Source organism: Rhizobacter sp. OV335 (genome assembly GCF_900142965.1).
GTDB lineage: Bacteria > Pseudomonadota > Gammaproteobacteria > Burkholderiales > Burkholderiaceae_C > Rhizobacter.
On the sequence record NZ_FRCQ01000002.1, the window covers coordinates 262,640 to 277,013 of the forward strand.

The window sequence follows — 14,374 nt, forward strand, 5'->3', positions numbered from 1 at the left end:
CGAACCCTGAGTGACGTGGTTCGATGTTCGGTTCCCTTTGCACCGGTCCCTTTTTACCGTCGTGCCTTTCGCCTCCTCCTAGAATGCCCCACCACCCCACAGGAGCCGCCGCCATGATCTCGCGCGAACCCACCATCGAACGACTGGCCGTCGCCCGCTCGCTGCTGCTCGAACCCTTCGGCCTGACCGATGCCACGCTCTCGAAGGCCCTGCAGGCCATCGCGACGCACCGCATCGACGACGCCGACCTCTACTTCCAGTACACGCGCAGCGAAGGCTGGAGCCTGGAAGAAGGCATCGTGAAGAGCGGCAGCTTCGGCATCGACCAGGGCGTCGGCGTGCGCGCGGTGGCCGGCGAGAAGACCGCCTTCGCGTACTCCGACGACATCTCCGAGGCTGCGCTGCTCGATGCAGCCGCCACCGTGCGCACCATCGCCGCGGCCGGCCAGAGCCGCACGGTCAAGATCGGCGGCGCGCCGAAGATCGCCGGCAGCCGCGTGCTCTACGCGCCGATGGACCCGATCGCCACGCTCGACAGCACGCAGAAGGTCGCGCTGCTGGAACGCGTCGAGAAGCTCGCCCGCTCCAAGGACCCGCGCATCAAGCAGGTGATGGCCGGCATCGCCGCCGAATACGACGTGGTGCTGGTGGCCCGCGCCGACGGCACGCTGGCCGCCGACGTGCGCCCGCTGGTGCGCCTGTCGGTCACCGTGATCGCCGAGCAGACCATCGCCGGCGAGGTGCGCCGCGAAGTCGGCTCCGGCGGCGGCGGCGGCCGTTTCGGGCTCGGCTACTTCCACGACAACATCATCGAGAGCTATGTGAACGATGCCGTCAAGGCGGCGCTGACCAACCTCGAATCGCGCCCGGCCAAGGCCGGCGAGATGAGCGTGGTGCTCGGCCCGGGCTGGCCCGGCGTGTTGTTGCACGAGGCCATCGGCCACGGGCTCGAGGGCGACTTCAACCGCAAGGGCTCGAGCGCGTTCAGCGGCCGCATCGGCCAGCGCGTGGCGGCCAAGGGCGTCACCGTGCTCGACGATGGCACGATTCCGGACCGCCGCGGCTCGCTGAACGTCGACGACGAAGGCAACGCGACGCAGCGCAACGTGCTGATCGAGGACGGCATCCTGAAGGGCTACATCCAGGATTCGATGAACGCCCGCCTGATGGGCGTCGCCCCGACCGGCAACGGCCGCCGCGAGAGCTACGCCGCCGTGCCGATGCCGCGCATGACCAACACCTACATGCTGGGCGGCGACAAGCCCAAGGAAGAGATCATCGCCGGCCTGAAGCGCGGGCTGTACGCCACCAACTTCGGTGGCGGCCAGGTCGACATCACGAGCGGCAAGTTCGTGTTCTCCGCGTCGGAGGCCTTCTGGGTCGAGAACGGCAAGATCCAGTACCCGGTGAAGGGCGCCACCATCATCGGCAACGGCCCCGACGCGCTGACCCGCGTCAGCATGATCGGCAACGACATGAAGCTCGACACCGGCGTCGGCGTGTGCGGCAAGGAAGGGCAGAGCGTGCCGGTGGGGGTGGGGCAGCCCACCTTGCGCATCGACAAGATGACGGTGGGCGGGACGGCCTGAGCAAACCAGCACGGCGAGGCGCTTGGTGGTGCGGGCGCCTGACCAGCTCTTGCTATAGGTTGGCGTTGGCCATGCCGTCCCACTTCTCCAGCTTGGCTTGCGCATCCGCGAGAAGCGCTTTGAGCTGCTCTACTCGACTCTTGTGCTCAGCAACCTTGCGTTCGATCTTGTCGGGCGACGCTGTTCCCGTTTCGACCGCAGCGACCGGTTTGGACGGACGCACGTTCCGGACACTGTCGGCACGCTGCTTTTCACGAGTCTCGGCTTCCGCCTTCTCGTCTGCACGGGTCAACTCGTCGATCAGCTCCGTCAGTTTCAGCGTAGCTCCCCCGAAGGTCCCCTCTCCGAACGAAGTCGTGGCCTCCTCAACTTGGCCATACTCGACAGAGGTCATCGCTCGGCGCTCGAGCTCTGCATTCAACTCGACAATTGCCTTCTCGCATTGTGCGATTCCGCCTTCGCTGAGTTTCTGCAGAACGGCCGCCTGCTCTTCCATGTCAATCGCGCGCTGTTCCAGATTGCCCATTTCGCGTCTTGCCGCTTGTGCCTTTCTCTTGTAGTCCTGCACGGCACTTTTCAGATTGACATCGCTTCCAACCATGACACCCAGGTGTTCGAGCGCCTTGCGGATCTGTTCTTCGGAGGCATCTTTCACCGATCCTACGAGTTCCCGAATGACTTCGTGGACGTTGCGACCGCTGCCCAGCGTCGGTATCTGCTTCTGGATGCTTGGCTTTCCCCTCGGCGTCTGACCTGGCGATCTCGGACTCCACGTCCTTCGTGGGTCATGCTCTTTCCGATCCGCGTACGTCGGCAAGACGGAGCTTGAGTTGGAAGACGAGAAATCAACCGTGGCACGGCCCTTGCCAAGCGGCGTCGATGGAATGACATAGTCGTCTTGCCCACCCGCCAGATTCAAGGTTTGACGAGCCTTTCGCTGGCTGTCTTTGACGCGGCTCTTGTGCTCAGGCTTCTTCCCTTCGCCCGTGGTGCCGTGCTTCTCGCGCTTCCCCAAAGACTTTCCGATTCCGGAACTCATGGTTCTCTCCTGATTGACGAGCCATTGCGGCCCTGCGTTGATGAGTGACTGCGAATGCCAGACTCGCCCCGACTGCTGATGACTCTCGATATCGCATCGCCTGAGTAACGCCACGTCCGAGAGCGTTCCGTGCTTCATCTCGGGCTTGTGCGTGGCCGGCGCGAGTAGCGCGTCAACCTTCTTCGCGAGGTACTCCACTCTGGCTGCAGAGGCCTCGATGCGGGTCTCCAGCGCCTGCACGTAGTCCCTGGCGGCCTGGAACTCGTCCTTCAGTGGACCCGCGGTTTCAAGCTCCCTGTCGAGCTGTTGCCGGCAGGCCCGCAGCTGTTCCACCGTTCCGGGCGTCGTCGACGCGAGCCTCTCCCGCAACGCGACACCTTGCTGCTGCACCGCTTTCAATTGCAGGCGCAGCGCTTCGGCAGAGGCATCGTCATTGCGCGTCATCGCAGCTTCGATCGCGCGCAACAGCGCTTCCTCGTCCTGGCGCTGCTGTGTCAACAGCTCGTCGGATTGAGGTTCGATCGTGGGCCGCCGTGGCGATTGCAGACCCAGCGAGACCAATGTGGCCTCCGCCCTCTCCTGCGTCATCCGAGGCGTGGCCTTCTTATCAGGTCCCGTGCATCTCGCATCGCGGGTGCGGACGCTCTTCAGTGACGCGCGAGGCAAGCTGGGTTTGCCTGAGGTATGCCCACTCATGGTCGGTTCCTGTCCGGAGGTGTCGCTGTCGCTGCAGCAGGCGTCTGCTCGCCTGCCTGCATTGGTAACGACACGCCCGGCGCGGTTCCCTCTCTTGCCCCGCCTACACCACCCGCACGCTCAGCAGCGGCAAGCCCGCGATCTCCCCCTGCATCACATCCCCCGGCACCACCGGCCCGACGTTCTCCGGCGTGCCGCTGAAGATGATGTCGCCCGGCTTCAGCTCGAAGGCCTGCGACAGCTTGCTGATCTGCTCGGCCACGCTCCAGATCATCTGCTTCAGGTCGGCGTTCTGCTTCAGCTGGCCGTTCACCTTCAGCGTGATCGAGCCTTGCGTGAAATGCCCGACCTGCGCCACGCGGTGGATCGGCCCGATCGGTGCCGAGCGGTCGAAGCTCTTGCCGATCTCCCACGGCTTCTTCTCGTCGCCCATCGCGCGCTGCAGGTCGCGGCGCGTCATGTCGAGCCCGATCGCGTAGCCGTAGACGAGGTCCAGCGCCTGCTCCGGCGGCACGTTGCGTCCACCCCGGTGCAGTGCCGCGACGAGTTCGATCTCGTAGTGGTAGTTCTTCGTCAGCGGCGGGTACGGGTGCTCGCCGGTGCTGCCGGGCGCGACGAACTGCACCGCATCGCTCGGCTTCTGGAAGAAGAACGGCGGCTCGCGGTTCGGGTCGGAACCCATCTCGCGCGCATGCGCCGCGTAGTTGCGGCCGATGCAGTAGATGCGCCGCACCGGGAACAGCTCGGCGCTGCCGACCACCGGCAGCGTCGGCTGCGGCACGTCGAACGCGGTCTTCGCGCCGCCGGCCGCGCGGCTGTCGGTGGCGCAGCCGGCCACGGTGCCCAGGCCCATCACGGCGCCGGTGGAAATCAGGTGTCGTCGGTCCATGCTTGTCTCCAGTCTTGTTGGCAAACCGCGATTGACCCGCGCCCGCGCGACGCTGTCAATTTGCCGCCGACGGCAAACACCTGTGCGCAAAAAGGAGCTTGACGGCCCGTCGGGAGCCCGTGCTACATTCGCGCCCATGCGTTTCGTCCCGTCCTACTTCTTTGCCTACTTTTGGTTCTCGCACCGCCCGGCGGAGGAGAGGTCAGCGCGTAGGCTGTAAGAGACAAACGCAAAGAACTCACCAAACCGCCGGGCTCCCCCGGCGGTTTTTTTTTGCCCTCCCGAAGTTTCACCGTCCCATCCCAGCAGGAGATCACGCCCATGAACGCCAAGTCCGCCAGCGCCACGGAGGGTTGGTATGCGCCCATCGACAAGACAGGCCAGACCGACGACGAAAGGATCCAGGACGTGACTCCGCTGCCCCCGCCCGAACACCTGGTTCGCTTCTTCCCGATCCGCGGCACGGCCGCCGAAACGCTGATCGCCGACACCCGCCAGCGCATCAAGAACATCGTCGCCGGCCGCGACGACCGCCTGCTCGTCGTGATGGGCCCGTGCTCGATCCACGACCCGGTCGCCGCCGTCGACTACGCCCGCAAGCTGCGCGTGCAGCGCGAAAAATACGCCGACACGCTCGAGATCGTGATGCGCGTCTACTTCGAGAAGCCGCGCACCACCGTCGGCTGGAAGGGCCTGATCAACGACCCCTACCTCGACGAGAGCTACCGCATCGACGAAGGCCTGCGCATCGCGCGCCAGCTGCTGACCGAGATCAACCGCCTGGGCATGCCGGCCGGCAGCGAGTTCCTCGACGTGATCTCGCCGCAGTACATCGGCGACCTGATCTCGTGGGGCGCGATCGGCGCGCGCACCACCGAAAGCCAGGTGCACCGCGAGCTGGCCTCGGGCCTGTCGGCACCGATCGGCTTCAAGAACGGTACCGACGGCAACATCCGCATCGCCACCGACGCGATCCAGGCCGCGGCCCGCGCGCACCACTTCCTGTCGGTGCACAAGAACGGCCAGGTCGCGATCGTCGAGACGCGCGGCAACCCCGATTGCCACGTGATCCTGCGCGGCGGCAAGACGCCGAACTACGACGCGGTGCATGTGGAGGCGGCCTGCAAGGACCTCGAGGCCGCCAAGCTGAACCCGTCGCTGATGGTCGACTGCTCGCACGCCAACAGCAGCAAGCAGCACGAGCGCCAGATCGACGTCGCGCGCGACATCGCCGGCCAGGTCGCCGGTGGCAGCCGCCGCATCTTCGGCGTGATGGTCGAGAGCCACCTGCAGGCCGGTGCGCAGAAGTTCAGCGCCGGCAAGGACGATCCGGCGCAGCTCGCCTACGGCCAGAGCATCACCGACGCCTGCATCGGCTGGGACGATTCGCTGACGGTGCTCGACGTGCTGCACCAGTCGGTGAAGGCACGCCGCGGCTGAGTGGCCCGGCGCGGCACGGGGCGTCTGCGCATGTAAAGGCGGTCACGCAGATGTAGCGCGGGTAAGCCAAGGCAAGAAGACTGGCCCCGGCGCGCAGGATCGGGTGCAATGCCGGTTCGATCCACTTGACCGGGGCACGCCATGACCACGCCGCACCGCATTCGCAGCAGCCTGCTGGCCGTGACCCTGGGCGGCGCGGCGCTGCTGGCCAGCGCCCTGGCGCTGGCGGCCGAGCCGTCGGCCAAGGACAAGACCGCGATGGAGGCGGTGTTCACCCGCGTCGACGTGAACGGCGACGGCAAGCTGTCGCGCGAGGAGGCCGAGCGCCTGCCGGCCATCGCCGCGATGTTCGACAAGCTCGATGTGGACCACGACGGCCAGTTGACGCTGGCCGAATTCGCGGTCGGCTACTACTCGGCGCCCTGACCGGGCCGCTCAGTCCGCGTCTCTCGCCAGCCGCTCGCTGCGCCAGTACACGTCGTCGCCGCCCAGCCCGTCGAGGTTGGCGCGATTCAGCACGCGCGCCAGCACGAACAGCAGGTCGCTCAGCCGGTTCAGGTACTGCCTCGGCTCGGCCCGCACCGCCTCGTGCGCGGCCAGCGCCACCACTGCGCGCTCGGCCCGCCGCGCGACGGTGCGCCCCACGTGCGCGATCGCCGCACTGCGCGTGCCCGCTGGCAGGATGAACTCCTTCAGGCGCGGCAGCGCGGCGTTGTGGTGGGCCAGCGCCTCGTCGAGCCGCAGCACCGCATCGGCCTTCAGCAGCTCGTAGCCGGGGATCGACAGCTCGCCGCCGAGGTTGAACAGCTCGTGCTGGATCACGACCAGCAGCTCGCGCACCTCGTCGGGCAACGGCTCGGCGAGCAGCACGCCGAGCGTCGAGTTCAGCTCGTCGACATCGCCCATCGCCTGCACCCGCAGGTGGTCCTTCGGCACGCGCGTGCCGTCGCCGAGGCCGGTGCTGCCGTCGTCACCGGTGCGGGTGGCGATCTGGGTGAGTCGGTTCGCCATGCTCAGGGCTGCGCCGGCGGCGTGACCTGCATCTGCGCGGCCTTGGCCCGCATCACGTAGCTCTGGTAGGCCGGCAGCGCGATCGCGGCCAGGATGCCGAGCACGAAGAAGGCCGGGAACACCCAGGCCAGGATCTTCACCGAGCGGCTGTTCGGCGGGGGCGGCGCGCCGTATTCGTTGGTGCCGGGCGTGCCCGCCTTGAAGAACCAGATCAACGCGACGAAGGGAATGATCGCGAGCAGCACCGCCCAGCCGGTCCAGCCCATGTCGTGCGTGCGCTGGATCATCATCATCACGCTCCAGATGAGGTACACGATGCCGACCACGATGTAGATCGCCACCGCCACGAACGGCGAATTCGTCAGGGCCATGACCAGGCCGGCCACGAGGAACACCGGCAGCAGCAGCAGGTAGCTCGCACCGAGGTAGGCGAGGTAGCGCAGGCGGCCGATGCGTCCGCGCGCCGACCACAGGTTGATCTCCTGCACTTCGCCCGACGCGCGGTCGATGTCGGCAACGGCCGCGCGCGGCGGCTGGTAGGGATTGGCGGAAGGGTTGGCAGTGGCCATGGGATGGTTCTCCTCGGGATGGTGTGATGTCGTGGGCCGGGGTTCGGCGCGGCCATCGTAGCGGAGCCTCCGCGCCGCGCATAGCACCCCTGTTGGGTGGACCGCCCCTACAGCAGCCGCGACCGCTTCACCGCGTGATACCGGTTCACCAGCGCCACCGGCAGGTCGCGCGGCTCCACGTCCACCGACAGCGCGTCCTGCCCGGTCACGCGCCGGAAGGCATCGCGCCGCCCCTGCTCGAACCAGTGCGCGCCGGCCACCTCGACCGCCCGCTCGGCCACGCCCAGCGGCTGGCCCGCCAGCTCGCGCAGCACCCGCTCGCGCAGGCTGGCCACCAGCACCAGGTGGCGCGTGCGCATCAGCTTCAGCGCCGGGGCCAGCTCGGCCGCGTCTTCATCGCGGAAGTTCGTCAGCATGATCACCAGCGCCCGTTTGCGCTGCAGCTTCATCACGTCGCGCGCTGCCTCGAGGTAGTCGGAGTGGTCGGTGCCGGGCTCGATGTCGTACAGCCGCGCCATCATCGCGTTCAGCGTCACCGCGCCCTTGCGCGGCGCGAAGCGGCGCTGCTGCCCCGGCGCATGCCCGAAGGTGATCGCGCCGACCTCGTCGCCCTCTTTCAGCGCGACGTGGGTCAGCAGCATCAGCGCGTTCAGCGTCTGGTCGAAGTGGCCGCCGTCGGCGCTCAGCGCGCCCTCGTCGGCCCGCATGCGCCGCCCGCAATCGAGCAGAAACAGCACGCACTGGTCGCGCTCGTCCTGGAACTGCCGCACGATCGGCCGGCCGTGGCGCAGCGTCGCCTTCCAGTCGATGTGGCGCACCGGGTCGCCGCTCTGGTAGTCGGCGAGCTGCTTGAAGTCGGTGCCTTCGCCGCGCTGCGCATAGGTCTTGATGCCGATCTGCGACAGCCGCCGGTCGCCGGCCAGCCACGCATAGCGCGCGACCGCCGCGAAGTTCGGGTACACGTGCAGCACCTGCGGTTCGCCCAGCAGGTGCAGCCACTCGAAGCTGCCGCCGCGCGAACGCAGCCGCAGCTGCGTGCCGCCGAAACGCACCGGGCCGCGCCGGCGCGGCGTCACGCGGTAGCGCAGCTCGATGCGCCGGCGCGCCGGCAGCTTGAACGCGCGCGGCAGGCCGTCGAAATCGAGCGTGCCGTCGGGTTCGTCGAACACCGTGCCGCGCCACGCGAGCGTCGCCGGGTTGGCAACGTTGAGCACCAGCTCGCGCGGCACGCCGAGCGCCAGCGCCTGCGGCAAGCGCCGCTCCAGCCGCAGCGGCGCGCGCGCCCAGCGGCGCCGCGTGTGCCACAGGTCGGCCAGCGCCCAGCCCAGGCCCGCGGCCGCCAGCGCGCCGGCCCCCACCGAGACCCACGGCGCCGGCACGCCCGCCAGCAGCGCGACCGCACTCGCGAGCGCGGCGGCGGCCACCACCGCCACGGCGGCACGGCTGGGGATCAGGCGCAGGCGCATCAGCGGCAGCTCACAGGCGCGGCGCGGCCACGCTGTCGACCATCGCGGCCAGCAGCTCGCCGAGCGCACGGCCTTCGAGCTGCGCATCGGGCGCCAGCATCACGCGGTGGCGCAGGGCCGGCAGCGCATGCTGCTTCACGTCGTCGGGCGTCACGAAATCGCGCGCCTGCATCATCGCGGTGGCCCGCGCCGCGCGCACCAGCGCGATCGCGCCGCGCGGCCCGGCACCGGCCGACAGGCCCGGCCACACGCGGGTGGCCCGCGCCAGCCGCACCGCGTAGTCGAGCACCTTGTCGTCGACGCGGATGAACGACACCAGGCGCTGCAGCGCCAGCACCGAGCGCTCGTCCAGGCGCGGCGTGATCGCGTCGAGCGGAAACTGGTCGCCGGCCAGCTGCTCGGTGGTGCGGCGCACGATCGCGGTCTCTTCATCCTGCGACGGGTAGCCGATGTCGATCTTGAACAGGAAGCGGTCGAGCTGCGCCTCGGGCAGCGGGTAGGTGCCTTCGGTGTCGACCGGGTTCTGCGTCGCGAGCACCATGAACGGCTTGTCCAGCGGCAGCGTCTGGCCCTCGATCGTCACCTGGTATTCCTGCATCACCTCCAGCAGCGAGCTCTGCGTCTTGGCCGGCGCGCGGTTGATCTCGTCGGCCAGCAGCAGGTTGGTGAAGACCGGCCCGCGGTGCACGCGCAGCGCGCCGACCGGCGCGCCCGCCTCGCCGCGCGCCTCCAGCACCGCATGGCCGGTGATGTCCGACGGCATCAGGTCGGGCGTGAACTGCACGCGGGCGTAGTTCAGCGACAGCGACTTGGCCAGCGTGCGCGCGAGCAGCGTCTTGCCGAGGCCGGGCACGCCTTCGATCAGCACGTGGCCGCTGGCCATCAGCGCGACAAGGCACTGGTCCACCGCCTGCTGCTGGCCGACGACGGCCTTGCCGACCTCGCTGCGCAGTTCGTTCAGCAGTTCGGCGGCACGGGTCAGGTCGGTGGGTTTGATCTGCATGGAGGGTCCTCAGGAAGCGGTGTGCGTGGCGCGCGTGGCCAGCCGGCGGCGCGCGGTTTCCAACAGTTCGAGCACGGGCGGCAGGTCGATGCGGCGGCGCGGGATGCTGCGGTCGAGCGCGAGGCCGAGCGCCGCGGCGTCCAGCCCGGTCAACTTCGCGATCGCCGACGCGCGGGCACCGCGCTCGAGCTCGTCGTAGCGCATCACGTGCAACCGGGCGCTCTCGTCGAGCGCGCGCACCTGCGCCGCCTGCAATGCGAGCGGTCCGTGGCGCCACAGGAAACGCGCGGTGCCGGTGACCTGCTCGACCATCGAGCGGCGGCCCGGCGGCGTCGGCACCGTCAGCGGGCCGAAGCGCGGCGCGGCGCGCCACCAGGCCAGCAGCAGCGCGAGGCCCGCCAGCAGCAGCGCCGCCGCGCCGGCCTGCCAGAGCCAGGCCGCCAGCGACACCCGCGATTCCTGTTCGACGATCCACAGCAGCTGCCCGCGGTGCAGTTGCAGTGCAGCAGACGCGATCAGCCCGTTGTCGCCGCGCGTCAGCGCCCGGTTGCCGCGCAGGTCCCAGCCGGCGAGCACGGTGACGCTGCCGCGGCCGTGCGGCACGCGCAGCACTTCGATGCCGTTCTCGGCATCGAGCTGCCAGCTGGCCGGCAGCTTCGCTTGCACCGATGGCCACGGCGGGTGGGCGCAGCTCATGAACTTGCGCGCCGGCGGGAAGGCCGGTGCCACCGATTCCGGCTCGGCCACCGAGCGGCACGGCGGGCCTTCGCGCATCTGCGCCAGCATGCGGTCGATATCGTGCTTGCCGCCGGCGGCCGGGCGCGAGGCCTGCGCCGCCGGTGCGGACGGCGCGTCGGCCTCTTCATCCTCGTCTTCGCCGTCGTCCTCATCGTCGTCGTGCCCACGCACACCGGATGCGGCGTGGTGTGCAGCCGGCGCCACCGGCTTCAGCGTGCGCACCGGCAACCAGGCGTTGAGCTCCGCCTCGTTGAGGTCGGTCGCCTGCAGCACCAGCTGCCCGCCGTCGGCCACCCAGGCGCGCAGCCGCTCGCCGCGGCCGGGGAAGATGCTGCCTTGCCAGGTCGCGAACCAGACGGTGCTGCCGGCCGGCGGCAGCTGCGACAGGTCGGTCGGCCGCTCGACCTTCACGCCGAGCCGGCGGGCCAGGTCTTCGAGCGCGAGCAGGTCATTCTTCGCCGCCTCGATCGACGGCGGCTTCGGCACGTCGACCTCGACCCATTCGGTGCACGACGCGAGCCACAGCAGGCCGCCGACCAACACCGCGGCGATGCCGGCGCGCAGCAGGTTGTCGGAAGTCAGCAGCTTCATGCGGCCTGCGCTCCGACAACGGCCGCGGCGCCGACCGGCGCGGTGGGCGCCTGCAGCCGCGCGTCGAATTCGCGGCACAGCGCAAGCACCTCGTCGGTCTGCGGCAGCCGGGCGCCGTAGACCGCGAGCTGCCAGGCACTCACCAGCCGAGCGAAGAACTCTGCCGGCTCGGCAGGCAGCCGCGCGCGTGCCAACGCGACGCACTCGCCCTCGGTGCTGGCCGCGCGGATCGGCAGCGCATGCCCATGCACCAGCCGCGACAACGCGCCGCGGTACAGCAGCGACAAGGCAGCCCGCTGCTCGCCGCGCTGCCACAGCGCGGCAGCGGCCGGGCCGATGCGGTCGGGCAGGCTCTCGGGGCGGATGTCGAGGTCGCGCACATGGCTGGGCAGCGGCGGCGCGCGCTGCGGCAGCGCACCGGCGCGCTCGCGGATCCAGTAGCGCAGCCCGACAATCAGCACCGCGACCAGCACCGCGCCGACTGTCCACACGACCAGGCGGCCGGCCGCGGTGACCCAGCCGGCGAACTCGCGCAGCCACTTGAACCAGCCCGGCATCGCGCCCGGCGGCTCGGGCTTCTTCGGCTCGGATTCACGCGGCTTGAAGCGCCAGGTCTTCTGCTTCTGCGTGCCGCCGAAGCGCGGGTCGGCGCGCAGCGTCGCGAGTTCGGCTTCGATCTCGTCGCGCGACGGGCGGCCTGCCACGGCCTCAGGGGCAGAAGCAGCCGAGGCCGCCGCGTCGGGCGCCTGCTGGGCCTGCGCACCGGCGCCCAGCAGCGCCACCGCCAGCCACCACGCAGCGCTAGAACGCACGGCGGAACTCCTGCTCGATGTCCCAGGCCTCGAGCTGCACGCGCCGGTTCAGGTACATCGCGAAGCCGGCGCCGACATAGAACGGCTCCAGCACCAGCACCACCAGCGCGTAGCCGCTGGCGGTCGCGAACGACGCCGACACGCTGCCGCCGGTGAACCAGCCCCAGGCGTCGCTGCGCAGGCCTTCGGGCAGCAGCAGCGCGATGAACGCCATCAGCCCGATGCCGAGAAAGGCCTCGGCATGCGCGAACACCAGGTGCATCGCGCCGACCGGGCCGCGCTGCGAGCGCAGCATCAGCGCGCGCCGCTGCCGCCGCGCCTTGCCGCGCTGGCCTTCGAGCTGGTAGATCGGCTGCGTATACGAGCGCCACGGCGACAGGCGCCGCCACGTCAGGCTCGTGAACCACTGGCCCCACCAGACCTCGCGCTGCGCGCGCCACAGGTCGGCGAAGCGGGTCGACTGGCCGAAGGCCGCGCGCGACAGCACGAACAGCACGCTGCGGTCCATCCAGGGCTTGAGCCAGAAGATCAGCACGCTCGGCAGCCAGCTCGCGATCTCGACGCTGGACAGCGCGAGCAGGAACACCGCGGCGAACACCGGCGTGCAGGTCGCCCACACCGAGCGCGCGTTGGCCTGCACCAGGCGCACCCCCAGGTCGCCGGCCTCGTGCATCGGGCGCGGGCGCAGCTCGACGGCGATCGCGTCAACCTGCATTCGCGGCCTCCACGTCGGCAGCGCGGCGCGGCCGCCCCTGCCAGCCCAGGTAGGCGATCACCAGCGCCCAGCAGGCCGCGCCGACGCCGTACTTGACCTGCGGCTCGACCCAGCGGGCCGACGACCAGAAGGCCTCGACCGCCGCGGCGATCAGCAGGAACGCGATCACGCCGTACATCACGACGATGGCGTGCGACGACGCATGGCGCAGCGCCTCGAGCCGCGTGCGACGGCCGGGCGCCAGCAGCGCATGGCCGAGCCGCAACCCGGCGGCACCCGACATCACGATGGCCGTCAGCTCGAAGGCCGAGTGCGTGACGATGAACGAGTAGAACGCCTCGCCGTGGCCGCGCGCCGTCAGGTAGCCGCCGACCGCGCCGCCCTGCAGCCCGTTGAAGACCAGGAAGAACGCGCTGCCGATGCCGCCGAACAGGCCGGCCGCGAAGCACTGGAAGCCGATGCCGATGTTGTGCTGGATGTAGTAGCCGAACATCTGCCAGTCGGTCTCGGCGCTGCGCGGCTTGCCGATCGGGTCGGCGCCGGGGCCGTACATCTGGTCGAAGTTGCGCACCTGCTGCGCATCCATCAGGTGCAGGATGAAGCCGGGGTCGCGCCAGCAGGCCCAGCCGACCAGCAGCGTCGGCACGACGAACAGCAGCGCCGCCACCAGCAGGTAGCCGCGGTGCGCACGCACGCTCTGCGGGATGTCGACCAGCAGCAGCCGGCGCAACCGCCCGATGCCGAAGCCGGGCTCGTGGCGGCGGTAGATCAGCTGGTGCGCGCGGTGGGTCAGCTGCTCCAGGCGTTGCGTCAGGCCGATCGGGTAGGCGCGCGCCTGCGCCAGCGCCAGGTGCTCGCAGGCGCGGCGGTACAGCACGCTGAGGCGGGCGCCGTCGACCGGGAGGATCTTCTTCCGCTCGGCCGGCTTGGCGGTCTTCTTGTCGGCCTTCTTGCGTGGACGCGTGCCCTCCGCCCGGTCGAGCAGGGCCTGCAACTCGTCCCACAGCGGCGCATGCACCGCCTCGAACTGCAGCGGCGTCATCGGGCGGCGTCTCCGCGGCGGCCGAGCAGCCAGTGCGCGACGCCGAGCAGGCGCTGCGTGGCGTCGGCCGGGGTGCCGTCGGCGGCATCGGTGGCCGAGCGGGCGAGGGTGGCGAGTTCGTCGAAGCGGGCCGGCGTGAGCCGCGCACCGCGCATCGCCCAGTTGACGATGGCGGCCTGCTCGCGCAGCGCGAGCGGCCGGGCCGGCGCGCGAGGCGGCGCCTCGGGCAGCGCGCCGTGCAACTCGACGCTGCCGGCATGCACGACCAGCGTGCCGGCGGCCATGTCGCCCAGGCGCTTGAAATCGGGCCGCCACAGCATCGCGAGCACGCCGAAGCCGTACAGCAGCGGCATGAAGTCGGCCGCGCGCAGCAGGTTGCGGATGATCGACGCGGCCGGCGTCACCGGCAGGCCGGAGTCCATCACCACCCGCAGGCCCAGCATGCGCTTGCCGGGCGTGGCACCGGCCAGCGCCAGCTCGAACGCCACCGGGTAGAACCATTCGAGCAGGAAATACACCATCAGCTGCAGCCCGGCGCCCATGCCACCGCCCAGGCCCAGCAGCGCCGACAGCGTCAGGAACATCACGACGCGGATGCCAAAGTCGGCCGCGAACGCGAGCACGCGCGGCACCAGCCCGGCCGGTCTCAGCGACAGCGCGATGCCTTCCGGTGTCTCGACGGTGGTCAGCGTATCCAGGGACACGGAAGCGTTCGGTGGTGAGGTCGCAGATTCTAGGGTGCAGAATCGACGTTCCGTTGTCGGAGGCCTCGCC

At 69.9% G+C, this 14,374-nt stretch carries 14 protein-coding genes; 3 read left to right on the forward strand and 11 right to left on the reverse strand.

Annotated features, from left to right (window positions below):
• Positions 1–113: 113 nt before the first annotated feature.
• Positions 114–1,589 carry a metalloprotease TldD gene (gene tldD, locus BUE42_RS03040; protein WP_073462615.1) on the forward strand — a complete coding sequence of 492 codons (1,476 nt, stop codon included), beginning with the start codon at positions 114–116 and terminating at the stop codon, positions 1,587–1,589.
• Positions 1,590–1,641: 52 nt separating this feature from the next.
• Here the strand turns inward: tldD and BUE42_RS03045 are convergent, their stop codons facing one another.
• Together BUE42_RS03045 and BUE42_RS03050 are read right to left on the reverse strand one after the other, a co-directional pair.
• Positions 1,642–3,216, reverse strand: coding sequence for a hypothetical protein (locus tag BUE42_RS03045; protein ID WP_073462616.1), 1,575 nt, complete (start codon positions 3,214–3,216; stop codon positions 1,642–1,644).
• Between the two features lie 211 nt (positions 3,217–3,427).
• Positions 3,428–4,213, reverse strand: a complete 786-nt coding sequence (locus tag BUE42_RS03050; protein ID WP_073462617.1) for a fumarylacetoacetate hydrolase family protein — start codon at positions 4,211–4,213, stop codon at positions 3,428–3,430.
• Between the two features lie 321 nt (positions 4,214–4,534).
• Between BUE42_RS03050 and BUE42_RS03055 the strand changes: the two genes are divergently transcribed.
• Both BUE42_RS03055 and BUE42_RS03060 read left to right on the forward strand, forming a co-directional pair.
• Positions 4,535–5,653: a 3-deoxy-7-phosphoheptulonate synthase gene (locus BUE42_RS03055; protein ID WP_073462618.1), complete on the forward strand. Its 1,119-nt coding sequence runs from the start codon at positions 4,535–4,537 to the stop codon at positions 5,651–5,653.
• A 141-nt stretch (positions 5,654–5,794) separates the two neighbouring features.
• Positions 5,795–6,079: an EF-hand domain-containing protein gene (locus tag BUE42_RS03060; RefSeq protein WP_073462619.1), complete on the forward strand. Its 285-nt coding sequence runs from the start codon at positions 5,795–5,797 to the stop codon at positions 6,077–6,079.
• A 9-nt stretch (positions 6,080–6,088) separates the two neighbouring features.
• Here the strand turns inward: BUE42_RS03060 and BUE42_RS03065 are convergent, their stop codons facing one another.
• The 9 genes from BUE42_RS03065 to BUE42_RS03105 all read right to left on the reverse strand — a co-directional run bounded on the left by BUE42_RS03065 (position 6,089) and on the right by BUE42_RS03105 (position 14,304).
• The gene (locus BUE42_RS03065; RefSeq protein WP_073462620.1) at positions 6,089–6,664 is read right to left on the reverse strand and encodes a cob(I)yrinic acid a,c-diamide adenosyltransferase; all 576 of its coding nucleotides are present in this window, start codon (positions 6,662–6,664) and stop codon (positions 6,089–6,091) included.
• 2 nt (positions 6,665–6,666) lie between these two features.
• On the reverse strand, positions 6,667–7,233 hold the full coding sequence (locus BUE42_RS03070; protein WP_073462621.1) for a DUF805 domain-containing protein: 567 nt from the start codon (positions 7,231–7,233) through the stop codon (positions 6,667–6,669).
• A gap of 107 nt (positions 7,234–7,340) precedes the next feature.
• Positions 7,341–8,699, reverse strand: coding sequence for a DUF58 domain-containing protein (locus BUE42_RS03075; protein ID WP_073462786.1), 1,359 nt, complete (start codon positions 8,697–8,699; stop codon positions 7,341–7,343).
• A 10-nt stretch (positions 8,700–8,709) separates the two neighbouring features.
• Positions 8,710–9,702 (reverse strand): AAA family ATPase, encoded by a 993-nt coding sequence (locus BUE42_RS03080; RefSeq protein WP_073462622.1) that lies wholly within the window; start codon positions 9,700–9,702, stop codon positions 8,710–8,712.
• A 9-nt stretch (positions 9,703–9,711) separates the two neighbouring features.
• Positions 9,712–11,031, reverse strand: coding sequence for a DUF4350 domain-containing protein (locus tag BUE42_RS03085; RefSeq protein WP_073462623.1), 1,320 nt, complete (start codon positions 11,029–11,031; stop codon positions 9,712–9,714).
• A complete protein-coding gene (locus tag BUE42_RS03090; protein WP_235002050.1) occupies positions 11,028–11,843 on the reverse strand; it encodes a DUF4129 domain-containing protein in 816 nt (271 codons plus the stop codon). The genes BUE42_RS03085 and BUE42_RS03090 overlap by 4 nt, the downstream gene beginning before the upstream one ends.
• Positions 11,833–12,558 (reverse strand): hypothetical protein, encoded by a 726-nt coding sequence (locus BUE42_RS03095; RefSeq protein ID WP_073462624.1) that lies wholly within the window; start codon positions 12,556–12,558, stop codon positions 11,833–11,835. Before BUE42_RS03095 ends, BUE42_RS03090 begins: the two co-directional genes overlap by 11 nt.
• The gene (locus tag BUE42_RS03100; RefSeq protein ID WP_073462625.1) at positions 12,548–13,600 is read right to left on the reverse strand and encodes a stage II sporulation protein M; all 1,053 of its coding nucleotides are present in this window, start codon (positions 13,598–13,600) and stop codon (positions 12,548–12,550) included. Before BUE42_RS03100 ends, BUE42_RS03095 begins: the two co-directional genes overlap by 11 nt.
• On the reverse strand, positions 13,597–14,304 hold the full coding sequence (locus tag BUE42_RS03105) for an RDD family protein (RefSeq protein WP_073462626.1): 708 nt from the start codon (positions 14,302–14,304) through the stop codon (positions 13,597–13,599). The genes BUE42_RS03100 and BUE42_RS03105 overlap by 4 nt, the downstream gene beginning before the upstream one ends.
• Positions 14,305–14,374: the final 70 nt, after the last annotated feature.